Annotated in this window: 20 protein-coding genes, 1 tRNA gene and 1 pseudogene; 4 read left to right on the top strand and 18 right to left on the bottom strand. The window is 61.1% G+C overall.

From position 1 onward, the window contains the following. Window positions 1-53: 53 nt before the first annotated feature. From CRP40_RS17915 to CRP40_RS17905, 3 genes are all read right to left on the bottom strand, one after another. Window positions 54-989: an NAD-dependent epimerase/dehydratase family protein gene (locus CRP40_RS17915; RefSeq protein ID WP_027915118.1), complete on the bottom strand. Its 936-nt coding sequence runs from the start codon at window positions 987-989 to the stop codon at window positions 54-56. Continuing rightward, window positions 982-1866: a sugar nucleotide-binding protein gene (locus CRP40_RS17910; protein WP_033695074.1), complete on the bottom strand. Its 885-nt coding sequence runs from the start codon at window positions 1864-1866 to the stop codon at window positions 982-984. The genes CRP40_RS17915 and CRP40_RS17910 overlap by 8 nt, the downstream gene beginning before the upstream one ends. Window positions 1867-2015: 149 nt before the next feature. Next, a complete protein-coding gene (locus CRP40_RS17905) occupies window positions 2016-2825 on the bottom strand; it encodes a helix-turn-helix transcriptional regulator (protein ID WP_027915116.1) in 810 nt (269 codons plus the stop codon). Window positions 2826-3003: 178 nt separating this feature from the next. Between CRP40_RS17905 and CRP40_RS17900 the strand changes: the two genes are divergently transcribed. Next, complete coding sequence (locus tag CRP40_RS17900) at window positions 3004-4446, top strand: alanine/glycine:cation symporter family protein (RefSeq protein ID WP_027915115.1); 1443 nt, start codon at window positions 3004-3006, stop codon at window positions 4444-4446. A 134-nt stretch (window positions 4447-4580) separates the two neighbouring features. Then, window positions 4581-5567 carry an asparaginase gene (locus CRP40_RS17895; RefSeq protein ID WP_027915114.1) on the top strand — a complete coding sequence of 329 codons (987 nt, stop codon included), beginning with the start codon at window positions 4581-4583 and terminating at the stop codon, window positions 5565-5567. 3 nt (window positions 5568-5570) lie between these two features. Here the strand turns inward: CRP40_RS17895 and CRP40_RS17890 are convergent. From CRP40_RS17890 to fdnG, 7 genes are all read right to left on the bottom strand, one after another. Further along, window positions 5571-5666, bottom strand: a tRNA-Sec gene (locus tag CRP40_RS17890). Window positions 5667-5687: 21 nt separating this feature from the next. Continuing rightward, on the bottom strand, window positions 5688-7595 hold the full coding sequence (selB, locus tag CRP40_RS17885) for a selenocysteine-specific translation elongation factor (RefSeq protein WP_027915113.1): 1908 nt from the start codon (window positions 7593-7595) through the stop codon (window positions 5688-5690). Further along, window positions 7592-9019, bottom strand: a complete 1428-nt coding sequence (gene selA / locus CRP40_RS17880) for an L-seryl-tRNA(Sec) selenium transferase (RefSeq protein ID WP_027915112.1) — start codon at window positions 9017-9019, stop codon at window positions 7592-7594. Before selA ends, selB begins: the two co-directional genes overlap by 4 nt. Before the next feature lie 155 nt (window positions 9020-9174). Further along, complete coding sequence (gene fdhE, locus CRP40_RS17875; RefSeq protein WP_027915111.1) at window positions 9175-10095, bottom strand: formate dehydrogenase accessory protein FdhE; 921 nt, start codon at window positions 10093-10095, stop codon at window positions 9175-9177. Between the two features lie 4 nt (window positions 10096-10099). Further along, window positions 10100-10756, bottom strand: coding sequence for a formate dehydrogenase subunit gamma (locus CRP40_RS17870; RefSeq protein ID WP_027915110.1), 657 nt, complete (start codon window positions 10754-10756; stop codon window positions 10100-10102). Beyond that, window positions 10753-11703 carry a formate dehydrogenase subunit beta gene (gene fdxH, locus CRP40_RS17865; protein ID WP_027915109.1) on the bottom strand — a complete coding sequence of 317 codons (951 nt, stop codon included), beginning with the start codon at window positions 11701-11703 and terminating at the stop codon, window positions 10753-10755. The genes CRP40_RS17870 and fdxH overlap by 4 nt, the downstream gene beginning before the upstream one ends. Next, a complete protein-coding gene (gene fdnG / locus CRP40_RS17860) occupies window positions 11703-14771 on the bottom strand; it encodes a formate dehydrogenase-N subunit alpha (protein WP_140174981.1) in 3069 nt (1022 codons plus the stop codon). The genes fdxH and fdnG overlap by 1 nt, the downstream gene beginning before the upstream one ends. Before the next feature lie 165 nt (window positions 14772-14936). Here fdnG and CRP40_RS17850 point away from each other — a divergent pair. Further along, window positions 14937-15236: pseudogene (locus CRP40_RS17850) on the top strand (transposase); the annotation flags it as partial. A 58-nt stretch (window positions 15237-15294) separates the two neighbouring features. Here CRP40_RS17850 and CRP40_RS17845 read toward each other — a convergent pair. The 3 genes from CRP40_RS17845 to CRP40_RS17835 all read right to left on the bottom strand — a co-directional run bounded on the left by CRP40_RS17845 (window position 15295) and on the right by CRP40_RS17835 (window position 17914). After that, window positions 15295-15741: a hypothetical protein gene (locus CRP40_RS17845; RefSeq protein WP_050587330.1), complete on the bottom strand. Its 447-nt coding sequence runs from the start codon at window positions 15739-15741 to the stop codon at window positions 15295-15297. Between the two features lie 217 nt (window positions 15742-15958). Beyond that, a complete protein-coding gene (locus CRP40_RS17840; RefSeq protein WP_023534972.1) occupies window positions 15959-16510 on the bottom strand; it encodes a single-stranded DNA-binding protein in 552 nt (183 codons plus the stop codon). Window positions 16511-16519: 9 nt separating this feature from the next. Beyond that, window positions 16520-17914, bottom strand: a complete 1395-nt coding sequence (locus tag CRP40_RS17835) for an MFS transporter (protein WP_023534992.1) — start codon at window positions 17912-17914, stop codon at window positions 16520-16522. 129 nt (window positions 17915-18043) lie between these two features. On the opposite strand from CRP40_RS17835, the gene uvrA reads away from it, so the two are divergent. Then, window positions 18044-20878: an excinuclease ABC subunit UvrA gene (gene uvrA / locus CRP40_RS17830; RefSeq protein WP_027915107.1), complete on the top strand. Its 2835-nt coding sequence runs from the start codon at window positions 18044-18046 to the stop codon at window positions 20876-20878. Window positions 20879-20973: 95 nt separating this feature from the next. Here the strand turns inward: uvrA and bfr are convergent, their stop codons facing one another. From bfr to rpsD, 5 genes are all read right to left on the bottom strand, one after another. Further along, the gene (bfr, locus tag CRP40_RS17825; protein WP_023534970.1) at window positions 20974-21438 is read right to left on the bottom strand and encodes a bacterioferritin; all 465 of its coding nucleotides are present in this window, start codon (window positions 21436-21438) and stop codon (window positions 20974-20976) included. A 163-nt stretch (window positions 21439-21601) separates the two neighbouring features. Beyond that, complete coding sequence (locus CRP40_RS17820) at window positions 21602-23041, bottom strand: catalase (RefSeq protein WP_027915106.1); 1440 nt, start codon at window positions 23039-23041, stop codon at window positions 21602-21604. A 171-nt stretch (window positions 23042-23212) separates the two neighbouring features. Continuing rightward, on the bottom strand, window positions 23213-23599 hold the full coding sequence (rplQ, locus tag CRP40_RS17815; protein WP_003255451.1) for a 50S ribosomal protein L17: 387 nt from the start codon (window positions 23597-23599) through the stop codon (window positions 23213-23215). A gap of 42 nt (window positions 23600-23641) precedes the next feature. Next, complete coding sequence (gene rpoA / locus CRP40_RS17810) at window positions 23642-24643, bottom strand: DNA-directed RNA polymerase subunit alpha (protein ID WP_003255452.1); 1002 nt, start codon at window positions 24641-24643, stop codon at window positions 23642-23644. Window positions 24644-24665: 22 nt separating this feature from the next. After that, a complete protein-coding gene (gene rpsD / locus CRP40_RS17805; protein WP_003257114.1) occupies window positions 24666-25286 on the bottom strand; it encodes a 30S ribosomal protein S4 in 621 nt (206 codons plus the stop codon). Window positions 25287-25288 lie beyond the last annotated feature (2 nt).

Genomic DNA, 25288 nt, shown 5'->3' with positions numbered 1-25288 from the left:
GCCCCTTTTTCGTTACCGTCTTGCTGAACGCCCAATAGAGCGCCCCTCGATTGCTAACGGAGCTTGCCCAGCAACCGGGCCAGCCCCTCCACCATCGAGGTGGCCCGCTGGAAGTCGAAACGAGCCAGCAACCGCCTGTTGTCCGCACGCGAATGGCGGATGTCGCCCGACCGCGGCGTGGTGTAGCTGACTGCTGGCAAGCTGCCCACCACCTGCTGGAGCGCAGCGAGCATCTGGTTCAGCGACGTGGCCTGGTTGAGACCGATGTTCACGGCCCCCTCCTCGACCTGCGCTTGTTCGAGCGCCTGGACCATGACCTGCACCAGGTCACCTACATACAGGAAATCCCGCGTCTGCTCGCCGTCACCGAACACGGTGATTGGCTGGCCTTGCACTGCACGCTCGCTGAAGATGCTGATGACGCCCGAATAGGGCGAGGAAGGATCCTGCCGCGGCCCGAAGATATTGAAGAACCGGAAGATTACAGGCTCAAGGCCATGCTGGCGCCGATAGAACTCCAGGTACTGCTCGCTGGCCAGCTTGTCCACGGCGTACGGTGTCAGCGGCGCCTTGGGTGTGTCTTCGGCGATGGACTGGCCTTCACCGTTATTGCCGTAGACCGCTGCACTGGACGCGAACAACACGCGGCGCACCCCGTGAACACGCATGGCTTCGCACACGTTGAGCGTGCCGATGAAATTGCTCTGGTGCGTGCGCACCGGGTCGTCGACCGAAGCCTGCACCGAGGCCACCGCAGCCAGGTGCACCACGGCCTGGCAGCCCGCCGCAGCGCGCTGGACCAGCTTGGCGTCGGCAACGTCCCCCTCGACAAGCTCAAGCAGGGGGTGGTCCAGTTGCAGGTTGTCGCGCTTGCCCGTGGAGAGGTCGTCGACGATGCGCACGGCGTAGCCACGCGCCAGCAAGGCGTCACTCAGGTGGGAGCCGATGAAGCCGGCACCGCCGGTGATCAGGATGGGGGCATCAGCCATGGCGATAGAACCGGTCCAGAAGAGGCGGCAAGCCTGCACGCCAGGCACGGGGCTTGATACCGAAGGTATGAAGGATTTTCTTGCAGGCCAGCACGGCGTTCTGCGGCTCTTCGCTGGCATCCGGGCGCGCGGCATGAGCCTGCGGCGTTGGCGTCTGTACCGCGAGCTGACGATGCTGGCCGGCCTCGGCGAGAATCGCCTGGCCTAGCGCCACGGGGGTGGTCGCTTCGTTCCCGGCGTAGTGGTAGGTCCCCCACAGCGGCGAATTGCAGTCCAGCTGCTTGAGCACCGAGAGAATGACCCTGGCCGCATCGTCGACGGGTGTCGGGTTGCCACGGCGATCATCGGCCAGCAGCAATTCCTGGGGGAGCTCGGCGCGCGTCAGGAAACGGCCAAGCAGGCCATCGATGCTTTCGTCCAGCACCCAACCGAAGCGCAACAGCACATGTTGCGGGCAGGCCGCACGCACGCTTTGTTCGATACGCCAGAGGGCCTGCCCACGCAGGCCAAGCGGCAATGGCTCGTCCTTCTCGCTGTAGGCGGTGGCACGCGAGCCATCGAACACACGGTAGCTCGAGGGCTGGACCAGTGTGATCTGGTGGTGCTGGCACAACTCTGCCAGCCGCTCCACCGCGCGCTCCTGAAGCGCCAGACGCTGCTCGCTGACCGACTCGGCCTGGAACCAGTCGAAGTAATACGCCAGGTTGACCACGGCGTCGGGGCGATGATCGTCGAGCAACTGGGTGAGGCTGGCAGGCGCCCAGCCCTCCTCAGGAGGGCGCGGCGCCATGAAAGCGATGTCCTCCTCGGCCCCAAGACGAATCAGCGCTTGCCCGAGGGCATTGCCACCACCCAACAGCATTAGGCGCATACGCATAGAGTCAGCAGATCCGGAGGTTGTAAGGGAAAGCGGCCATTTTGCGGTTTCCGGGCGGGGAAGTCCAACGTGGGGCCGTATGATCATTGCGGCGGAGGAGGTTGCGCCGTGGCCGACCTCATCCTCTACCACGCATGACGCGGCTCCCCCTACTCGACTTCAAACAACCCATTCCTGAGCGGGCCCACATCCAGCCGCTCGCGGATGTCTTCATCTATGCGTGGATCATCAGGCCGGTACAGTTTCACCTGGCGGTACGCGTTGATGCGATTGATCTCTTGCCCCAGGTACTCCCACACCACTCGGGTACAGGCAGGATTGCGCCGGTCCCCGCTGGACACGCCGGCCTTGAGGCCATTGAGGCGGGTGATACGGCTCTTGAAGCTTGGGATGAGAATGGTCTGGCTCATTTCGTTGAAGGTAAGCGATTCGTAGTCGATCAGGAACACCCGGTCCTGCAACTGGAAGGCAGCCCCCAGGTAACGACAGCGCACTTCGGCGTGCTGGTCTGTCGCGGTAGACCGCTCCTGACGCTCCTGGCGCTCGAATAGGAAGCGCCCGCCCTCCTCCCACAGATGCACCAGCGACACCAGGACCGTACCCGGCACCGACATGCAGTTGGAGTACTCGAAGTAATACCCGCAGTAACGCGACAGGTTGCCCGCGTGATCATGCAGAGGCCGAAACAGCTCGCTGATCGGATCGCCGGCTTGCTCGACCGAAGACGGCACTCGCGCGCCGATCAAGCGTGAAAACTGATCGGCGGGCAGGTCGAGCTCGTATTCCTCCACCCCGAAGAAATCGCCAATGCGTTTGAGGTTGTAAGCCGTCGGACGGCTTTGGCCGCTCAGGTATTTGTTGAACTGGGCGCGATTGATCGACAGTTGGCGGCAAACTTCGGAGATAGAGCGGTAGTGGCTGCAAGCCAGCTTGAGATTGGTAGCGAAATGCTCGCTCATGACAAAGGCCTACGTGACGCGAATGACGCCAGTTTAGCATCAAGTCGCATCAATTAAGACCAAACCGCGAAATTGTAACGACTCTTGTCATGGCCAACCATGCGCCCCAACGAATAGCGGTACGCCTGCCGGCCGCTGGTCTTTCCACACGAAGAATAAGAATCGAGGTCATTTTCCAATGCTCGAAGTACTCAACGATTTCCTCTCGGGGAAACTGCTCATCGTGCTGATCGTGGGGCTGGGTAGCTACTTCACCCTCCGTTCCCGGTTCGTCCAGTTCCGCCACTTCGTACACATGTTCGGTGTGTTCAAGGAATCGCTGCGTGGCCAGGCAGGCCAACTGAGTTCATTCCAGGCCCTGATGCTGAGCCTGGCCGGCCGCGTGGGCGCCGGTAACATTGCAGGTGTCGGCATCGCCGTGACGCTGGGCGGCCCAGGTGCCGTGTTCTGGATGTGGGTCACCGCGCTGGTGGGCATGTCGAGCAGCTTCTTCGAATGTACCCTGGCCCAGGTGTACAAGCGCGCCGACGGCGACGGCCTGTACCGTGGCGGCCCGGCCTACTACATTCAGCATGGCCTGAAGTACAAGGGCATGGCGATCGTCTTCTCGATTCTGCTGCTGGTCACCTATGGCTTCGCCTTCATCGGCCTGCAGTCGTACACCGTGACCCACTCGCTGCAAAACGCCTTCCACTTCGACCCACGCCATACCGGCATCGTGCTGGCAGTGCTGTTGGCCATCACCTTCATTGGAGGCATCAAGCGCATCGCGGCGGTGTCCGACCTGCTCGTACCGATCAAGACCCTGGCCTACATCGGCGTGACCCTGTACGTGATCGGTACCCAGATCGAACACGTGCCGGCCATGCTCGAAACCATCTTCAAGAGCGCTTTCGGTCTTGACCCGGCGTTTGGCGGCCTGCTGGGCAGCGCCATCGTCATGGGCGTGAAGCGTGGCGTATTCGCCAACGAAGCCGGCCTTGGCAGCGCACCGAACGTGGCCGCCGTCGCAGCCGTGAAGCACCCAGGTGCCCAGGGTGTGGTACAGGCGTTCAGCGTGTTCCTGGATACGTTCGTGATCTGCACCTGCACCGCGCTGCTGATCCTGCTGTCGGGCTTCTACACCCCTGGCTTCGAGGGCGATGGCATTGTCCTGACCCAGAACTCGCTGGCTGCCGTGGTAGGCGACTGGGGCCGTATCTTCGTCAGCGTGGCCCTGTCGCTGTTCGTGTTCACCTGCATCCTCTACAACTACTACCTGGGTGAGAACAGCCTGCAGTTCCTCACCCGTAACCGGGCAGTATTGATGGGCTTCCGTGCCTTGGTGCTGGCGCTGGTCGTGTGGGGCTCCATGCAGGACCTGACCACCGTGTTCGCCTTCGCTGACATCACCATGACGTGCCTGGCCTTCGTCAACCTGATGGCCTTGGCCCTGCTGTTCAAGGTCGGCCTGCGTGTGATGCGCGACTACGATGACCAGCGCAAGGCTGGCATCAAGCAGCCTGTGTTCGATTCGGCCAAGTTCGCCGACCTGGACCTGGACCGCACTGCATGGCCTGCCAACCCGCAGGTGGAAACAGCCGCTGACAAAGCTGTCGGCCAGGCTCAGCCGCTGCGCTGATAGGCTGACATCGCCAGCCGCCCCAGCGAGGGTTGTGCCAGTCGGTTGAGTCACCAGGGGCCGCATTGCGGCCCCACTAGCCTTCCCTGCAAAGCGCGGCTCTTCTTTCCCGTTCATCGCTACGGACGCTTTCCATGCGCGCAGTAAAGAACCTCCTCGTGCTCTACACCGGTGGCACCATCGGTATGCTCGAAACGCCGGAAGGCCTGGCCCCATCCGGCGGCTTCGAGTCCCGCATGCGCGATCACTTCGCCATGATGGCAGACGCCCCCGAAGTCACCTGGACACTCCAGGAACTGGACCCACTGCTCGACAGTGCCAACATGCAGCAGCACAACTGGCTGGCGATGCGTGATGCGATCGTCGATGCCGTGCGTGTCCGTGGCCATGATGCGGTACTGGTGCTGCATGGCACCGACACCCTGGCCTACAGTGCAGCGGCACTGTCGTTCCTGTTGCTGGGGCTGCCGGTTCCCATCCTGCTGACCGGCTCGATGCTGCCGGCAGGGGCACCTGGCAGCGACGCCTGGGAAAACCTGTGCGGCGCACTGCGCCAGTTCGATCATCCCCTCGAAGCGGGTGTGCAACTGTACTTCGCGGGCAAGCTGCTGCACGGTTGCCGCGCCTCCAAGCTGCGCAGCGAAGCGTTCGATGCCTTTGCGGCCTTGCCGCGCCATCGCCAGAGTGAGCACGTAGCCCCCTTGCCGGCGCGCTTGGGTTACCAGCAGCCCCGTGAGCGCGTGAACCTTGCGGTAGTGCCGGTGTTCCCTGGTTTGCAGGCAGGTCATCTGGAGGCTTTGCTCGGCAGCGGCGTGCAGGGCTTGTTGCTGGAATGCTATGGCAGCGGCACTGGGCCGTCCGATGATCAGGCGCTGCTCGACACCTTGCGTGCAGCACGCCAGCGTGGCGTCATGTTGGTGGCCATTTCCCAGTGCCCGGAAGGCGATGTGGTCTTCGATACCTATGCTGCCGGTAGCCGCCTGCGGGCAGCAGGCCTGGTCAGCGGGGGCGGCATGACGCGGGAGGCGGCCCTTGGCAAGATGTTCGCGCTGCTGGGTGCCGGGCTGGACGTGAAAGAGGCCGAGCACTGGTTTGCCCTGGACTTGTGCGGCGAACGCTAGAAGTGGCGGAAGGCAGCGGGAGTCGAACCTGCCCGGGAACGGATGCCGTCCCCAACCGGGTTTGAAGCCCGGCCGCGCCACCGGGCGCGATTGCCTTCCTTGAAATCGGTGCCTGGCCTGCTAGCGGGCCAGGGCACTGTCACTGCGAATGTACCGCTGATCGCCGACCCTGCGGGTCAGACCGATGCGGTCGAAATATTCCAGAATCTGCACACTGCGCTTGCGACCGATGCCCAACATATCGCGAAATGCAGCAACCTGCACTACCGGCGTGTCACCTATGTGATGCTGTAGCAGCTCTGCCATGCGGCGTAGGGTCGACTCTGGGTAGAACAGGTCCCGCACCACCTGATGCACCAACCCCAGTCGCGCCAGCTTGCGCAGCAGCAGGCGTACATCGGCCTCGGCGCATTTTTCCTCGCTCGCCAATGTCCTTACCCAAGGCGGATCGTAAGCGCCAGCCTGCAACCTTGGCTGCAGGCGCGCCCAGAGCGCCTCATCCGCGGCACTGAGCTGAACCTGATGATCAGGCAAATGCAGCCAGGGGCCGCTGCCGGCTACGGCGCCTTCGGCCAGCAACTGCTCGAGCAAACTGACGAACCCCGGCCTGTCCAGTGGCAACGCCGCGAAACGGCGCAGCCTGTCACGGTCCGGGCCCAATTGATCGGGCTCCTGCTCGTGAAAGGCCGCCAGCTGGGCCAGCACACGTTGCTTGAGCGCCTGCCACTGGCTTGCAGCGAACAACAACTGGCCTTGGCGGGTGGCGATCACGCGTACGTCGTCGGGTAACTGCCAGCTGTCACGCAGGCGATTGAACTGCCGCTCCAGGCGCTGTGGATCTAGCCCACCCGGTGCGCTGGCCAGCAAACCCGGCAAGGCCTGCTCAAGACCTGTACAGTCGCGCAGCACCTGCAACTGTTGCAGCCTTTCGACGCTGCGGCGTTGACGACTGGGGGCGAACGGGTCCAGGACCGTGCCGCCGCCCAGCGTGTACTGAGCGCGCTGATCGCGCAGCACCAGACGGTCGCCATGCACCGCTTGCAACGGCGCGTTGAGCAGCAACTGTGCGAACATGCGCTGCCCCGCCGCCAAGCTCTGCCCCTCGAGCAAAGCCACCCTGGCTGTCACGTCCTGAGTACCCAGGTGCACGTGCACTGCACTGAAGTGCTCTAAGGCACGGGCTTGGCCAGGCAGCAGGCTCAAGGTGATATCGATGCGTGTGCTAGGCGCGTGCAACCACTGCGGCACCAGCCAATCGCCGCGGCGTATCTGGTCCACCGCCAGGCGCTCGGCGACGATGTTGAGCGCCACACGTTGCCCTGCCTCAGCCACCAGCGCGGGCTGATTCTGAGCATGCAACCCGCGCACCCTCACCGGTTTGCCAGCCTTGCCCAGCAGCAACGTGTCGCCAGCAGTCACCCGCCCCGCAAGCGCCGTGCCGGTCACCACTACCCCCGCGCCCGTAACGGCGAACGCCCGGTCCACGGCAAGACGAAAGCCTCCGGCCACACTGCGACGGCGGGCATGGGGCGCTGCCGCCAGCAGGGCCTGGCGCAAGGCGTCGATGCCGGTACCAACGGTACTGGATACGGGAAAGTGCAGCGCATCGGCATACGGGCCAGGCGCCAGCAGTTGGCTGACTTGCTGCTTCACCGCTTCCACGCGTGCGGGCTCGACCCGGTCGCACTTGCTGATGGCCACCAGCGCCTGGGGAATGCCCAACAGTTCGATGATCGCCAGGTGCTCGCGGGTCTGCGGCATGACGCCATCGTCTGCCGCCACCACCAGCAATACCAGGTCGATGCCGTGGGCACCGGCCAGCATGTTGTGGACAAACCGCTCGTGGCCCGGCACGTCGATGAAGCCAGTCAGTGGCGCCTCCTCGGCCAGCGACGCGTAGCGATAACCCAGGTCGATGGTCATGCCACGGGCCTGTTCCTCCTGACGCTGGTCCCCGGCTTGGCCGGTGAGCGCCTGCAGCAGCGCCGTCTTGCCGTGATCGATGTGCCCGGCGGTACCGACGATCACTGCAAGGCCCCCAACTGCAGGCTTGGCAGCTGCGCCAGCCATTGGGGTTCATCGTCCAGCTGGCGCAAGTCCAGCCACAACGCATCGTCGTCGATGCGCCCAAGCACAGGCACCGGTAATTCACGCAGCGCTCGCTCCAAAGCATGCAAGCTGCGCCCGCGCAGCCGCTTGGACACCTGTGGACGCAGGCACAAGGCGGCGCTGGGCAAGCGGGCGACAGGCTGGCTGCCGCTGCCGATCATGCCCAGCGTCGGCTCTACGCTGACGCGCCACTGCTCGCCCAGGCAGGCTTGCATCGCGGGCGCCACGCGCAGGGCCTGGGTGTGAATCTCCGCCTGGGCACGCGTGAGCAGGCGCAGGCTGGGCAGGCGCTCGGCCAGGCGATCAGGGTTGCGGTACAGCGCCAATACGGCCTCCAGGGCGGCCAAGGTGATCTTGTCCACGCGCAGGGCGCGCTTGAGCGGGTTCTTCTTGATCCTGGCGATCAAGTCCTTACGCCCGACGATGATCCCTGCCTGCGGACCGCCCAGCAGTTTGTCGCCACTGAAGGTGACAATGTCGGCGCCATCGCTCAGTGCCTGGCGCACCGTCGGTTCGGCGGGTAGCCCCCAGCGCGTGAGGTCCAGCAGGCTGCCACTGCCCAGGTCCTCGAGGAGCGGCAGGTTGTGCTGGCGGGCAATGCGGGCCAGCTCCGGGGTGGGTACCTGGGTGGTAAAGCCCTGGATGCTGTAATTACTGCAGTGCACGCGCATCAGCAACCCAGTGCGCGGGCTGATGGCCGCCTCGTAGTCGCGGGCGTGGGTGCGGTTGGTGGTGCCGATCTCGTGCAGCCTGACGCCGGCCCGGGCCATGATGTCGGGTATGCGGAAGGCGCCCCCGATCTCGATCAGCTCGCCACGGGAGATGATGCCTTCCTTGCGGGCGCCCAAGCTGTTGAGCGCCAGCAACACAGCGGCTGCATTGTTGTTCACCACGGTGACGGCCTCGGCGCCGGTCAGTTCGCGAATCAACCCTTCGATCAGGTCATCGCGATCACCGCGCTTGCCCGTGCTCAGGTCGAACTCGAGGTTCAGCGGGTAGCGCGCTGCGCATTCCATGGCCTCGATGGCTTCTTCGGGGAGCAAGGCGCGGCCCAGATTGGTGTGCAACACCGTGCCGGTGAGGTTGAACACGCGGCGAACCTGGCTGCGTTGCTGGACGTCGAGTCGTTCGCCGGCGCGGCCCAGCAGTAACTCCGGCGCCACCTCGGCAGCATTCAGCTGGCCATTGCGGACAAGGTCGCGCAGATCATTCAGCAAGTGGCGCAAGGTCGACAGAACAGCTTCACGGCCGTAACGCTCGATGAGCGCAAGACAGGCGGTGTGGCGCAGGAGTGTATCGATGGAAGGCAGGCGAGGCGTGACGCTGGCTAAGCTGGAGGGCATGCGGTACTACCTTGGACGGGTCCATTGTCTGCTGGCCTTGTGGCAGGCAAGCGACGGTAACGCAGGCATCCGCAGGTCCGGGAACCTTCGAAACCCGTGTCAAGGACGCTTGCCTGGGCAAGGCAACTCGGTCTCACAGTGTAGACAATCAACCGCTAGCCGGGCGAGACCATCAGGTTGGGTGCCAGACGATGGTACCCCTCCTCGTCCAGGCGCATGTCCAGGGCCAGGCTGGCCAAGTCGTCGGCCAACGCTTCGGCTGCTGCGTCGTTTTCCAGGTAGTGCTGCTTGAGGTAGCTGTTGCACCCTGGGCAACACTCGGCACGCAGCGGTGCCTTGCCGGGTCCGTGACGGTCATCGTCGAGCGCGCTGTAGCGCAGGTCTTTGCTGGAGTCGCAGTACACGCACTTGACCCGCACCACGTGCCACTCACAGGCGCACAACGAACAGGCAAGGTAACGCAAGCCGTTGTGCTTGCCACGGTTGCGTACCACGCCCGCCATGGCCGGCGAGCCGCATGCCGGGCATTGGGCAAGGCTGGCAGCGGGCTTGAGTTCGGTGCTTGGCAGCGCCAGCAACCAGCTTGACCAGGCCGCCTGCAAGGCTGCGCCCACGAACGGCACCAGTGCAGGGGGCACGGCATCGTACTGGCCGCTGAGCAGGGCAATTGCCCAACCTTTGCGCTGGGTATCGTCACTGATGCGCAGCCTGTGCAGTGCATCTTGCAGGGGCCCTTGGCCCGACTCATCGAAATGATCGAGCAGCGCCTGCAACCACGCCAGCCATGCGCCTTCGCGCACAAGGCTGTCAGCAGCCAGGGGCGGCAGCCCGTGACTTATGCACAGACGCTGACGGTCCTCGGCAACAGGCAGCGCACTCGGCGGGTTATCCACAAGCTGCTGTTGGATGCGGCAAAGCCGCGCGATCAACAGCAGGTAGTCGCCCATGGCGTGGCCCTGGGCCAAGCGCTCCAGGCGAGCCGCTCGCACGTCGAAGAGGTTGCCTGGTGGCAGGTGCAGAAACGGCGGCATGACGGCCGACGCTTCGATCTGCCCAGGTTCAAGTACGGTACTCAAGCGTTCATCCTTCTTTTCGTCGGTGCTCGGTCGGCGTTTTGTCACCGGTCACGTCGCGATACCACAGTTCATGGTGCTTGCGCGCCCAGGCCCGGCTGACCCAGCCATGCAGCATGGCGCCTACCGACCCCTTGATCCAGATGCCGGCGTAGATGTGCACGATGATGCTGAGCACCAGCACGAACGCCGCGAAGGCGTGTAGCAAGGTGGCCAGGCGTATGGCGCCGATGTCGAAGTAGTGACTGAAGTAAGCACGCCAGATCACCACGCCACTGACCATCAGGATCAGCATGCACACTAGCAGCGTCCAGAACAGCAGTTTCTGGCCGGCATTGTACTTGCCGATGGCAGGCACACCGTCCTCCTGGTTGCGCATGACCCGATCGATTCTGCGCAACCACAGGCGGTCGTTGGCGGTAATGAAGTTGGCACGCCAGAAACGCACCACTAGGCCCAGGAAGAAAACGAACATCGCCACACCCAGGAACGGGTGCAGGATGCGTGTCCATGGACCGCCGCCGAACAGATTGCTTAGCCAGAACAAGGCGGGATGAAACAGCGCCAGCCCCGACAGGCCCGCCAGAAAGAACAGGATCGCCACTACCCAGTGGTTGCTGCGCTCGTTGGCGGTGTAACGCAGGATAGGCTTGTTGTCGTTCATGGCCGCTGCTCCCCTTGCCCATCAGGCTTGTTCGGATCGAACACATGCACTGCCGGGTCGACTTGGTGCACGCTGGTGTCGGACGCTACAGGCTGCTCGTCCTCCTCGACACGTTGCGGCCCGACCCGTACGTAGTGGAAGAAGCCGGCCAGCACCGCCGCCCCCATGGCCAGCAAGGCCAGCGGCTTGGTGAAGCCCTTCCACAGCCCCACCAGCGGGCTGATCACCGGCTGGTCCGGGAGCCCGGCATACAGCTTAGGTGTGTCGGCATGGTGCAATACGTACATCACATGGGTGCCCCCTACCCCGTCGGGGTCATACAGCCCAGCGTTCTCGTAGCCTCGGGACTTGAGGTCGACGATGCGTTCATCGGCATGCACCTTCATCTCGTCCTTGCTGCCGAAAACGATGGCGCCGGTCGGGCAGGTTTTAACGCAAGCTGGCTCCAGCCCTACGCTGACACGGTCGGAACACAGCGTGCACTTGTAGGCCTTGTGATCCTTCTGGGAAATGCGCGGGATATTGAACGGGCAGCCGGTGATGCAGTAGCCGCAGCCTATGCAATGGTCCTGGTCGAAGTCGACGATGCCGTTGGCGTGCTTGATGATCGCACCTGGGCTTGGGCACGCCTTCAGGCAACCGGGATCTGCGCAGTGCATGCAGCCATCCTTGCGGATGAGCCACTCCAGGTTGCCGTCGTCGCGCTCGTGCTCGGTGAAGCGCATCAATGTCCAGGTTTCGGCGCTCAGGTCCTGAGGGTTGTCGTAGGTCCCGTGGTTGTGCCCAACCTCGTCACGCAACTCGTTCCATTCCGAACACGCCACCTGGCAGGCCTTGCAGCCGATGCACTTGGTGGTGTCGATCAGCTTGGCCACCTGCTCCTGCTCGCGTACCGAAGGCGGCACTGTGGTGGTGGCCGACCGGGCGATGATGTCTTGGCTGGCCATCAGAGTTTCTCCACTTTGACGAGGAACGACTTGGACTCCGGTGTCTGGGTATTACCATCACCCAGGAACGGAACCAGGGTGTTGGTCAGGTACCCGTGCCGCGTGGACCCGGTAAAGCCCCAGTGCAGCGGGATGCCGATCTGATGCACCGTCTGGTTGTTGACCTGCAGCGGACGTATCCGCTTGGTCACTACCGCAACCGCATCGATATGCCCGCGCTTGCTCGATACACGCACCCTGTCGCCTGCCTTGATGCCTTTTTCATTGGCCAGGACTTCACCAATCTCGACGAACTGCTCAGGCTGGGCAATGGCGTTGAGCCGGCAATGCTTGCTCCAGAAGTGGAAATGCTCGGTCAGGCGATAGGTGGTGGCCGCGTAGGGGAATTCATCATGTGTGCCCAAGGTTTCCCACACCGAATCGAAGATGCGGCCTGCCGGGTTGCTGACGACCTTCTTGTTATTCGGGTGCAGGGGGTTGATGCCAATCGGTGTTTCGAAAGGCTCGTAATGCTCGGGGAACGGCCCTTCGGCCATCTTGTCGATGGCGAAGAAACGCGCCACACCCTCGGGGTTCATGATGAATGGGTTCATGCCCGCTTCCGGCGGCGAATCGACCTTGAAATCAGGCACGTCGGTCCCGCCCCACGCCTTGCCGTTCCACCAGACAAGACGCTTCTTCTCCGGATCCCAAGGCTTGCCCTGCGGGTCGCTGGAGGCACGGTTATAGAGAATGCGTCGGTTGGCCGGCCACGCCCACGCCCAGTTCTGGACCTGGTGCATGCCGTAGGGGTCGCTGTTGTCGCGGCGCGCCATCTGGTTGCCCTGCTCGGTCCAGCAACCGGCGAAGATCCAGCAGCCCGAAGCCGTGCTGCCGTCATCCTTGAGCTGGCCAAAGCCCGACAGTTGCTGACCGGACTTGACGGTCGCACCGGTCGGGTCGGTGAAGTCCGTCACGGCCCAGCCGTTCATCTCCTTCGCCAGCTCCTCAGGTGACGGCTCTTCGGCGATCTTGTAGGGCCAGTGAATGTTCAGCAGAGGATCGGGGTAGGTACCCCCTTCCTTCTGGTAACGCTGACGCAAGCGCAGGAACAACTCGCTCATAATCTGCACGTCAGTGCGGGTTTCACCCGGGCCGTCGGCGCCTTTCCAGTGCCATTGCAGCCAGCGGCTGCTGTTGACCAGCGAGCCGTCCTCTTCAGCGAAGCAGGTGGTGGGCAGGCGGATCACCTCGGTCTGGATACCGGCCGTGTCCACATCGTTGAACGGCCCCACGTTGCGCCAGAACTCGGACGTCTCGGTGGCCAGCGGGTCCATGACTACCAACCACTTGAGCTTGGCCAGTGCCGCGGTCACGCGGTTCTTGTCAGGGAGGGCGGCAATCGGGTTGAAACCTTGGCACATGTAGCCGTTGACCTTGCCTTGGCTCATCATCTCGAACATGCGCAGCACGTCGTAGGCAGGCACGTCGAGCTTGGGCAGCCAATCGTAGCCCCAGTTGTTGTCGGCGGTGGCGTTGGGGCCGTACCAGGCCTTCATGAGGCTGACGTGGAACTTGCCGTAGTTCTGCCAGTAGGACAGCTGCCCCGGGCGCAGCGGCTTGGACGCACGCTTGTCGATGAACGCGGCGTAGTCCTGCTCGGCGTCGCCGGCAAGTGTCAGGTAACCCGGCAGCGAGTTGGACAGCAACCCCAGGTCGGTCAGGCCCTGAATGTTGGAGTGACCCCGCAAGGCATTCACGCCCCCACCTGGCATGCCCACGTTGCCCAACAACAGCTGCACCATCGCCGCGCTGCGGATGATCTGCGCGCCGATCGAATGTTGCGTCCACCCCAGCGCATACAGGATCGTCATGGTCTTGCCCGGCGCCGAGCAGGTGGCGATCTCTTCCCACACCTTCATCATGGCGTCCTGCGGCATGCCACAGGTCATGCTCGCCAATTCTGGGGTGTAGCGGCTGTAGTGCTGCTTCATCAGCTGGAACACACAGCGTGGGTGCTGAAGTGTCGGGTCTACCTTGGCAAAACCGTCCTCGCCCAGCTCGTAACCCCAGCCCGACTTGTCGGCATAAATGCGCTTGCTCTCGTCATAGCCGCTGAACAGGCCATCCTCGAAGCCATAGGTGTCCTTGACGATGAAGGATACGTCGGTGTAATTGCGCACATATTCGTGCTGGATCTTGTCATTGCTCAGCAGGTAATTGATCAACCCGCCCATGAACGCGATGTCGGTACCGGTGCGGATGGGCGCGTAGTAATCGGCCACCGAAGCGGTACGGGTAAACCTTGGGTCGACCACGATCAGCCGCGCCTTGTTGTGCGCCTTGGCCTCGGTCACCCATTTGAAGCCGCACGGATGCGCTTCTGCTGCGTTGCCACCCATCACAAGGACCAGATTCGCGTTGGCGATATCGGACCAGTGGTTGGTCATGGCGCCACGGCCGTACGTCGGGGCAAGACTTGCCACCGTCGGGCCATGTCAGACACGTGCTTGGTTATCGAACCCCAGCATGCCTGTTGCGCGAACAACCTTGTGAGTCAGGTAGCCGGCCTCGCTGGAGGCGGCGGAAGCGGCAAGAAAACCGGTGGTGAGCCAGCGGTTGACCGTCTGCCCCTGGGCATTTTTCTCGATGAAGTTCGCGTCGCGATCTTCCTTCATCAAGGCGGCCACGCGATCGAGCGCTTCGTCCCAGCTGACGCGTACCCACTCGTTGCTACCCGGCTTGCGCACCTCGGGGTACTTGAGACGGCTTGGACTGTGGATGAAGTCGAGCAAACCTGCGCCTTTGGGGCAAAGGGTGCCGCGGTTCACCGGATGGTCGGCGTCACCTTCGATGTGGATGATGTTCTGCTTGACGTTCTTGCCTGCATCACCCTGGCTGTACAGGATCAAGCCGCAGCCGACCGAGCAGTAGGGGCAGGTGTTACGGGTTTCTTTGGTATGCGCCAGCTTGAAGTGGCGCACTTGCTCGGCGAACGCAGGCGTTGGGGCCATGCCCAGCGCCGCAAGGCTCGAGCCTCCAAGGCCGACGGCGGCGACCTTGAAGAATTGCCGACGGTTGAGATCCATCGTGCACTCCTGATCAGATTTGGACGCACGGAACATGGCCGGCGCCTCTTGGTAGTCACGGTGACGGCGGTTTGATGACCGCCAACAGGTAAGACTAGCAAGGAATCGAAAAGGTGCGATGACGTGGGTCAGGTAGGCTGAAGATAGATCATACATCTCAGCACGTGGCTGCTCGCCGACAAAGGCTATGACGCACAAGCGTTGCGTCAGTACTTCGACCGGTGCCGCATACAGCCCGTCATTCCGAAGCGCTCGATGAAGCGCAAGCCTAAGCCGGGTTTGCCCAGGTTGTTCGACCGGCGCAAATACCTACAACACCATGTCCATCGAGCGCATGTTCGGCTGGCTGAAAAAAGATCGCCCCCTTGGAACGGGTCTCGACAAGCTCGCAGAAGTCATGCCGTGATGGTCTCACTGACTTGCTCCATGCGGTGTTTACGTTGCCTTTCTCCGTACCCTACCTAGCGCTCAGATATTGAGACGGACAGTAGCCCCCGCAGTGGCCGCGTGGTCAGTTGAAAGATCATTGAGTAGTTATAGAAAAATTGTCATCTCCCAAGTAACTAAGTTTAACGTCGTCATTGACGTATGTGCCGTCCGGAGCAATGAACTTGTAACGTGACAGTAGAAACGCTTCCTGGCTGACCTCGCTGCTGGCGTGAAGTCGGGTACCAATTGCAAACAGGACGCCACCCACACTGAATATTGGCCCAGGGTACATCTGTATGTACTGCAGCAAGGTAGGGCCTGCCACTCTGTTGTACGTAATCGTTTCAGGGCCTAGAACGAGCGTACCGAAGCCCACCAAGGCGATGATGATACCTACCGCCATCACGAACCAGCCAGAATATTCAGCACCTCTATCGCGACCCTTGAGATATGCCGCGTAGTCTTCGCTGAACCCCGAAACGTGATAGTCCCCAGTCGACGCTGTCAGTTTTATCTCCCGCTGTTCAGTTCCTGATTGCATGAGCCTCTCCTTGTCAAAGCTGAGATACTAAGCAATATTGGCACTGCATAGTCGGTGTCATGCAAACTTGGGAAAGACCCTACGGCAGAAGGAGAAAGTTCATTGAGTACTGTTCTTACTCGCCAACAAACTTAATAGTTGACCATGCCCCAAGTATAAAAAAACCCGGAGCAATTGCCCCGGGTTTTTACTGTAGCGCGATGCCCTACCGTTCAAATCAGAACGGAATATCATCATCAAAGCTGTCGAAGTCAGCCGCCGGTTGCGGCGCTGGCTGCTGCGGCGCCGGGCGCTGTTGCTGTTGCGGGCGCGGGGCCTGCTGGCGCGCAGGTTGCTGGTTGTACTGTTGCTGCTGACCGCCACCTTGGTTGTAGTTGTTACCGCCACCCTGGTTGTACGGGTCGCCGCCGCCTTGCTGGTTCTGCGGACGGCCGCCCAGCAGCTGCATGGTGCCGTTGATGTCAACGATGATTTCAGTGGTGTAGCGCTTGATGCCGTCTTTTTCCCACTCACGGGTCTGCAGCTTGCCTTCGATGTAGCACTGCGAACCTTTGCGCAGGTACTCGCCGGCAATCTCAGCAACCTTGCCGAACAGCGACACACGGTGCCATTCGGTACGCTCGACCTTCTGGCCCGACTGCTTGTCGGTCCATTGCTCGCTGGTTGCCAGGCTCAGGTTGGTCACGGCATTACCGTTGGGCAGGTAGCGGACTTCGGGATCCTGGCCACAGGTACCGACCAGAATGACTTTGTTAACCCCACGGGCCATAACGTTCTCCTAGGCTTCGCACGCCGCTGAGGCCGGATTGATCAGGCGCTCCAGGGTCGTACGGTCCAAAATTTTCGTATCCAGTTTGATATAGACGGCTGATTCTTCCGAGACCACAACGGCGTCGGTCACGCCGGGCACGGCCATCAACCGTGCAGCCAGGCCAGCATCCTTGGCGGCCTCCGGCGACAAAGGCATGCGCAAGCTGGTCACATACGGTGGCTCGTTCATGCTCAAGGCAACGGCCAACCAGATGGCACACAGTATCGCGCAGCCAAGGAACACGGTGTTCAGCCCACCATGCTGGAACAGCCAGCCACCCAGGATGCCCCCTAGCGCAGCACCGAGAAACTGGCTGGTGGAGTACACCCCCATCGCCGTTCCCTTGCCACCTGCTGGCGACACCTTGCTGACCAGCGAAGGCAACGAAGCCTCCAGCAGGTTGAATGCGGTGAAGAATACCACGGTGCCGATCACCAGTCCGCGCAAACCGTCAGCCCACTGCCAGAAGAATAGCTCGACCAACAGCAGTACGCTGACGGCCCCGGCCAGCACACGTTTCATCTTGCGCTTTTTTTCGCCGTAGATGATGAACGGTACCATTGCAAAAAATGAGACGAACAGCGCGGTCAGGTAGACCCACCAGTGTTGCTCCTTGGGCAGTCCGCCGCGCTCGACGAAGGCCAGAGGCAGCGCGACGAAGCTGGCCATGAGAATGGCATGCAGGATGAAGATGCTCACATCCAGCCGTAGAAGGTCCGGGTGACGCAGGGTCGGGCCGATGGCCTGACGCGCAACGCCCGATTCGCGATGCTGCAGAATGTTGTGCGTGGCAGGTACCACGAAGGCAATCAACGCGATGCCAACCAAGGCCAAGCCGGCCGTTGCAAGGAACAATCCTGACAAGCCAAAGGCACTTGTCAGCAAAGGCCCGACGACCATTGCCACTGCAAAGGAAAGACCAATGCTCATCCCGATCATGGCCATGGCCTTGGTGCGGTGCTGTTCCCGGGTCAGGTCCGACAGCAGCGCCATCACCGCCGCCGAAATGGCGCCGGCCCCTTGCAGGATGCGCCCTGCGATGATGCCCCAGATGGAATCGGCCTGGGCTGCCAGGACGCTGCCCAGGGCAAACACGATCAAGCCCAGGTAGATGACGGGTCGACGGCCGATGCGGTCTGAAATCATCCCGAAGGGAATCTGCAACACGGCCTGGGTGAGGCCATAGGCGCCAATGGCCAGGCCAATCAGCGCGGGCGTGGCGCCGGCCAGGTCCATGCCATAGGTGGCCAGGACCGGCAAGACCATGAACATGCCCAGCATACGAAAAGCGAAGACCAGAGCCAGACCGCCGGCGGCGCGGGTTTCATTGCCGCTCATGCGCTCGTTGTGGGTGTCGTGCATGGATTAATCTCGTGTGAACCGGCGGCGATTCTATCAGTCCGACAGCTTGACGGCATCTACGCGACGCTTTGCCGCGTACTGGCAGGGCGCCGTATAATTCTTCGTTTATGCCCGCCGAGCGAGGCCGCAGTGGACAAGATCCTGATTCGTGGGGCACGTACCCACAACCTGAAGAACATCGACCTGACCCTGCCCCGGGACAAGCTCATCGTCATTACCGGCCTGTCGGGCTCGGGCAAGTCATCCCTGGCCTTCGATACGCTGTACGCCGAGGGCCAGCGTCGTTATGTGGAATCGCTGTCGGCGTATGCCCGCCAGTTCCTCTCGATGATGGAAAAGCCTGACGTCGATACCATCGAAGGGCTGTCACCGGCCATTTCCATCGAACAGAAATCCACCTCACACAACCCCCGCTCCACCGTCGGCACCATCACCGAGATCTACGACTACTTGCGCCTGCTGTACGCCAGGGTCGGGACACCCCGCTGCCCAGACCATGACATACCCCTGGAAGCGCAAACGGTCAGCCAGATGGTCGACCTGGTACTGGAGCGCCCGGAAGGCAGCAAGTTGATGCTCCTGGCCCCGGTCATCCGTGAGCGCAAGGGTGAGCACCTGGCGGTGTTCGACGAGCTGCGCGCCCAAGGCTTCGTCCGCGCCCGCGTCAACGGCAAACTCTACGAACTGGACGAGTTGCCCAAGCTGGACAAGCAGAAAAAGCACAGTATCGATGTGGTGGTCGATCGTTTCAAAGTGCGTGCCGATCTTCAGCAGCGATTGGCCGAGTCGTTCGAGACCGCGTTGAAGCTGGCGGATGGTATCGCGCTGATCGCTCCCATGGACGACGAGAAAGGCGAAGAGACCATTTTTTCGGCGCGCTTTGCCTGCCCCATTTGCGGTCATGCGATCAGCGAACTGGAACCCAAGCTGTTCTCGTTCAACAACCCGGCCGGTGCCTGCCCGACCTGTGACGGCCTGGGCGTGAAGCAGTATTTCGATACCAAGCGCCTGGTCAATGCGGAACTGACCTTGGCCGAAGGCGCCATTCGCGGGTGGGATCGCCGTAACGTCTACTACTTCCAGATGCTGGGGTCGCTGGCTGCGCATTACGACTTCAGCCTGGACGAAGCATTCGGCGAGCTTGCGCCGGAGCATCAGAAGGTGATCCTGCAAGGCAGCGGCAAGCACAGCGTGGACTTCAAGTACCTCAACGACCGGGGTGACATCGTCAAGCGCTCGCACCCGTTCGAAGGGATCATCCCCAACCTGGAACGCCGCTACCGCGAAACCGAGTCCAATACCGTACGCGAGGAACTGGCCAAGTACCTGGGCACCCAGCCGTGCCCGGACTGCCGTGGCACGCGGCTGCGGCGCGAGGCGCGTCATGTGTGGGTCGGTGAGAAGACGCTGCCGGCGGTCGCCAACATGCCGATCGGTGACGCCAGTGGCTACTTCAGCACGCTGACCCTGACCGGTCGCCGTGGCGAAATCGCGGCCAAGATTCTCAAGGAAATCTGCGAACGGTTGCAGTTCCTGGTGAACGTGGGCCTGGATTACCTCACCCTTGACCGTAGCGCAGAAACCCTGTCCGGTGGTGAGGCTCAGCGCATCCGCCTCGCCAGCCAGATCGGGGCAGGCTTGGTGGGGGTGATGTATATCCTGGACGAGCCGTCAATTGGCCTTCATCAGCGCGACAACGATCGCTTGCTCGCCACCCTCAATCACCTGCGTGATCTGGGCAACACCGTAATCGTCGTCGAGCATGACGAGGATGCGATCCGCCTGGCGGACTACGTGGTGGACATTGGGCCAGGGGCCGGCGTGCATGGCGGCAAGATCGTCGCTGAGGGTACGCCTCAGGAAGTCATGGACCACCCGGGCTCCGTAACCGGCCAGTACCTGTCCGGCCGTAGAAAGATCGTGGTCCCTGCCAAGCGCACACCGCGCGACAAAAAGCTGCAGCTCAAGCTCAAGGGCGCACGTGGCAACAACCTTCAGAACGTCGATCTGGAAATCCCCATCGGGCTGCTGACCTGCGTGACCGGCGTCTCAGGCTCCGGCAAGTCCACGCTCATCAACAACACCCTGTTCCCGCTCGCAGCCACCGCCCTGAACGGCGCGAGCAGCCTGGAAGCGGCGCCCCATGCCAGCATGGACGGGTTGCAGCACCTGGACAAGGTGGTGGATATCGACCAGAGCCCCATCGGCCGCACCCCCCGGTCCAACCCTGCCACCTACACAGGGATCTTCACGCCGATCCGCGAGCTGTTCTCTGGGGTGCCTGAATCACGCTCGCGCGGGTATGGCCCAGGCCGGTTCTCGTTCAACGTGAAAGGCGGGCGCTGCGAAGCGTGCCAGGGCGACGGCCTGATCAAGGTGGAAATGCATTTCCTCCCGGACATCTACGTGCCTTGCGATGTGTGCAAGAGCAAGCGCTACAACCGCGAAACCCTGGAGATCAAGTACAAGGGCAAGAACATCCACGAGGTGCTGGAAATGACCATCGAGGATGCGCGTGAGTTCTTCGATGCGGTGCCTGCATTGGCGCGCAAGCTCCAGACCCTGATGGACGTAGGGCTTTCCTACATCAAGCTAGGTCAATCGGCGACGACGCTTTCGGGGGGCGAAGCCCAGCGCGTGAAGCTGTCACGGGAGCTGTCCAAGCGCGATACCGGTAAGACCTTGTATATCCTGGACGAGCCTACTACGGGCCTGCACTTCGCCGATATCCAGCAGCTGCTGGACGTTCTGCACCGGCTTCGTGACCATGGCAACACCGTAGTGGTCATCGAGCACAACCTGGACGTCATCAAGACAGCCGATTGGCTGGTGGACCTCGGGCCAGAGGGCGGCTCAAAGGGTGGGCAGATCATCGCATGCGGTACGCCCGAGGAACTGAGCAAGATAAAACAATCCTACACCGGGCACTACCTCAAGCCTCTGCTGGAGCGAGACCGAGCGTGATGAACGTGAAGGGGCGCCTAGGCGCCCCTTTCTTATCGGCTCATCGCTTTCATGCTAGAGCCACTACAAGGCCCAAGCACAATGCAATCGAAGCATTACATCTGTGATTGCAGGTAATTCTGCAGACCGATCGCCTTGATCAAGCCTTGCTGCTTCTCGAGCCAATAGGTGTGATCTTCCTCGGTATCGGCCAATTGCGCGCGCAGAATGTCACGGCTCACATAATCCTTGTGCAGTTCGCACAACTCGATCCCCTTGCAAAGCGCCGCTCGCACTTTGTATTCGAGCTTCAAATCCGCTTCGATCATTTCAGGGACAGTGGTTCCCACTTCGAGATCGTCCGCACGCATGTCCGGGGTGCCCTCGAGCATGAGAATGCGGCGCATCAAAGCGTCAGCGTGCTGCGCCTCTTCTTCCATCTCATGGTTGATGCGCTCGTAGAGCTTGGTCAGGCCCCAGTCTTCGTACATGCGCGAGTGAATGAAGTACTGGTCACGTGCAGCCAGTTCGCCCTTCAGCAGCATGACGAGGTAATTGATGACGTCTGGGTGGCCTTGCATCGCCGGGGTTCTCCATGTGAAAGCGTGTATACCGCATAGTGTGAACCACGTTGTGCGCCTGGTCACTGAAAACCGCGCGACTCACTGGAAAAAATCGGGCAAACGGTAGTGATATTCATTGAAAAACCGCCCAAATGAGGGCGGTTATTCTTATCACTTCGACTTAGGCGATATTCATCCCAAGCGCCTTTGCGACACCTGCCCCGTAAGCGGGATCGGCTTTGAAGAAGTATTGCAATTGACGCTGGATGACATCGTCGGTAACTCCGGACATGGCCCCCGCAATGTTGTTGACCAGTAGCTCCTGCTGCGCCTGGCTCATCAGCCGGAACAGGGCGCCCGCGTGGCTGAAGTAATCGGTGTCCTCGCGATGATCATACCGGTCGGCCAAACCATTCAGCGCAAGCCCAGGCTCACCATGACGCGGCGATTGCTTGGGAGCATCCGCGTAGCTGTTGGGCTCATAATTGGGTGCCCCACCGTAGGTACCCAGCGCCATCGAGCCATCACGCTGGTAGCTGTTGACAGCACACCGGGGAGCATTCACCGGCAATTGCTGATGGTTGGTGCCTACCCGATAGCGGTGCGCATCGGCATAGGCGAACACGCGGCCTTGCAGCATGCGATCAGGTGACAGCCCCACCCCAGGCACCATGTTGCTCGGACCGAATGCAGCCTGCTCGACTTCGGCGAAGTAGTTCAGTGGGTTGCGGTTGAGCTCCAGTACACCCACTTCGATCAGCGGGTAATCTTTCTGCGACCAGGTCTTGGTCACGTCGAACGGATTTTCGGAACGGTTCGCGGCCTCTGCTTCAGCCATGACCTGAATACACACCGTCCAGCGCGGGTGGTCGCCACGCTCGATGGCCTCGTACAGGTCGCGCTGGGCGTAATCCGGATCGGTGCCGGCCAGACGCGCAGCTTCAGCAGGCGCCAGGTTCTTGATGCCCTGCTGGGTCTTGAAGTGCCATTTGACCCACGTACGCTGACCGTCGGCGCTGATCAAGCTGTAGGTATGGCTGCCGAAGCCGTGCATATGCCGATAACCGTCGGGGATACCGCGGTCCGAAAACAAGATCGTGACCTGGTGCAGCGCTTCCGGCGAATGAGACCAGAAGTCCCACATCATCTGGGCATTCTTCAGATTGGTCTGAGGATGGCGTTTTTGCGTGTGAATGAAGTCTGGAAACTTCAGTGGATCACGGATGAAGAACACAGGCGTGTTATTGCCGACGATGTCCCAGTTGCCTTCTTCCGTATAGAACTTGACCGCAAACCCTCGTGGGTCACGCTCTGTGTCGGCCGAGCCACGCTCCCCACCTACCGTGGAAAATCGCAGAAACGTTTCGGTCTGCTTGCCAATTTGCTCAAACAGTTTCGCACTGGTGAGGTGAGTAATGTCGCGCGTCACCGTGAACGTACCGTAGGCACCAGAGCCTTTGGCATGCACACGTCGCTCAGGGATGTTTTCGCGGTTGAAATGCGCCAGCTTCTCGATCAGGTGGAAGTCATCTAGCAGCAGTGGACCGCGTTGACCTGCGGTACGGGAATTCTGGTTATCCGCTACAGGTGCACCGCTGGCGGTAGTAAGCGTTTTGCTCATGGGCTCTCCTCGATCAGTCTCAAATGCCTGTTTATCGGCTTGAGAGGATTATCAGCAGAATTGGCCCCACCTGGAAATTTATTGAATTACTGGATGTGATAGATAGTTTTAATAACCTGAAATACAAAAAACCGGGCACTAGGCCCGGTTCTTTGTAGCAGACAAAACGTCTTACTCGGCAGCTTCTACAGCACCACCGACTGGACGATCAACCAGCTCGACGTACGCCATTGGCGCGTTGTCGCCAGCGCGGAAACCGCACTTCAGGATGCGCAGGTAGCCGCCCTGACGGGTGGCGTAGCGCTTGCCCAGATCGTTGAACAGTTTACCAACAGCAGACTTCGAACGGGTACGGTCGAAGGCCAGACGACGGTTGGCAACGCTGTCTTCCTTGGCCAGGGTGATCAGCGGCTCGGCAACGCGACGCAGTTCCTTGGCTTTCGGCAGGGTGGTTTTGATCAGCTCGTGCTCGATCAACGACACTGCCATGTTCTGGAACATAGCCTTGCGGTGAGAGCTGGTGCGGCTCAGGTGACGTCCACTTTTACGATGACGCATGATTCATTCCTTACCAAACACTACGTTCGGTGATTACGACGATCAGGCGGTCGCCTTGTCGTCCTTCTTAAGACTTGCAGGCGGCCAGTTGTCGAGGCGCATGCCGAGAGACAGACCACGAGAGGCCAGGACGTCCTTGATTTCAGTCAGGGACTTCTTGCCAAGGTTAGGAGTCTTCAACAGCTCTACTTCGGTACGCTGAATCAGGTCGCCGATGTAGTAGATGTTCTCCGCCTTCAGGCAGTTGGCCGAACGTACAGTCAGTTCCAGGTCGTCAACCGGACGTAGCAGGATCGGATCGATCTCGTCTTCCTGCTCGACTACGACAGGCTCACTGTCACCTTTGAGGTCGACGAACGCGGCCAACTGCTGTTGCAGGATGGTCGCAGCGCGGCGGATAGCCTCTTCAGGATCCAGGGTGCCGTTGGTTTCCAGATCAATGACCAGCTTGTCCAAGTTGGTACGCTGCTCAACACGTGCGTTTTCGACCACATAGGCGATACGACGCACAGGGCTGAACGAAGCGTCCAACTGCAGACGGCCAATGCTACGGCTTTCGTCTTCGTCGGTCTGACGGGAGTCGGCCGGCTCGTAACCGCGACCACGAGCTACAGTGAGCTTCATGTTCAGGGCGCCATTCGACGCCAGGTTCGCGATTACGTGATCGGGGTTGACGATCTCGACATCGTGATCCAGCTGAATATCGGCAGCGGTAACCACCCCCGAACCCTTTTTCGACAAGGTCAGCGTAACTTCGTCACGACCGTGCAGTTTGATAGCCAGGCCTTTCAGGTTCAACAGGATTTCAATGACATCTTCCTGTACACCTTCGATCGCGGAGTACTCGTGGAGTACGCCATCGATCTCGGCCTCGACTACTGCACAGCCAGGCATGGAGGACAACAGGATGCGGCGCAGCGCGTTGCCCAGGGTATGGCCGAAGCCACGCTCGAGAGGCTCGAGCGTGATCTTGGCGCGGGTCGGACTGACTACCTGCACATCAATGTGGCGGGGAGTCAGGAACTCATTTACCGAAATCTGCATGGATGCACCTATTTTCTAGCCCTTACTTGGAGTAGAGCTCGACAATCAGGTTTTCGTTGATGTCGGCAGACAGGTCGCTGCGAGCAGGAACGTTCTTGAAAACGCCCGACTTTTTGGCAGCATCCACGTCAACCCACTCAACGCGGCCACGCTGGGCACACAGTTCAAGGGCTTGAACAATGCGCAGCTGGTTCAGCGACTTCTCACGAACCGCGACCACGTCACCCGGACGAACTTGGTAGGATGGAATGTTTACAGTCTTACCGTTGACGCTGATCGCTTTGTGCGAAACCAGCTGACGGGACTCGGAACGAGTCGAGCCGAAGCCCATACGGTAAACGACGTTATCCAGACGGCACTCGAGCAGTTGCAGCAGGTTCTCACCGGTTGCGCCTTTTTTCGAGGCAGCAGCTTGGTAGTAACCGCGGAACTGACGCTCCAGAACACCGTAGATACGACGGACTTTTTGTTTCTCGCGCAGCTGGGTACCGTAGTCGGACTGACGGCCACGGCGCTGGCCGTGGATACCTGGGGCTGCTTCGATGTTGCACTTCGATTCCAGAGCGCGAACGCCGCTCTTCAGGAACAGATCGGTGCCTTCACGACGAGACAGTTTGCATTTTGGACCAATGTAACGTGCCATTT

This window comes from Pseudomonas sp. URMO17WK12:I9, assembly GCF_900230165.1.
In the GTDB taxonomy this organism is placed as follows: Bacteria; Pseudomonadota; Gammaproteobacteria; order Pseudomonadales; family Pseudomonadaceae; genus Aquipseudomonas; species Aquipseudomonas fulva.
This window is presented reverse-complemented; position numbering and strand designations above follow the sequence as displayed.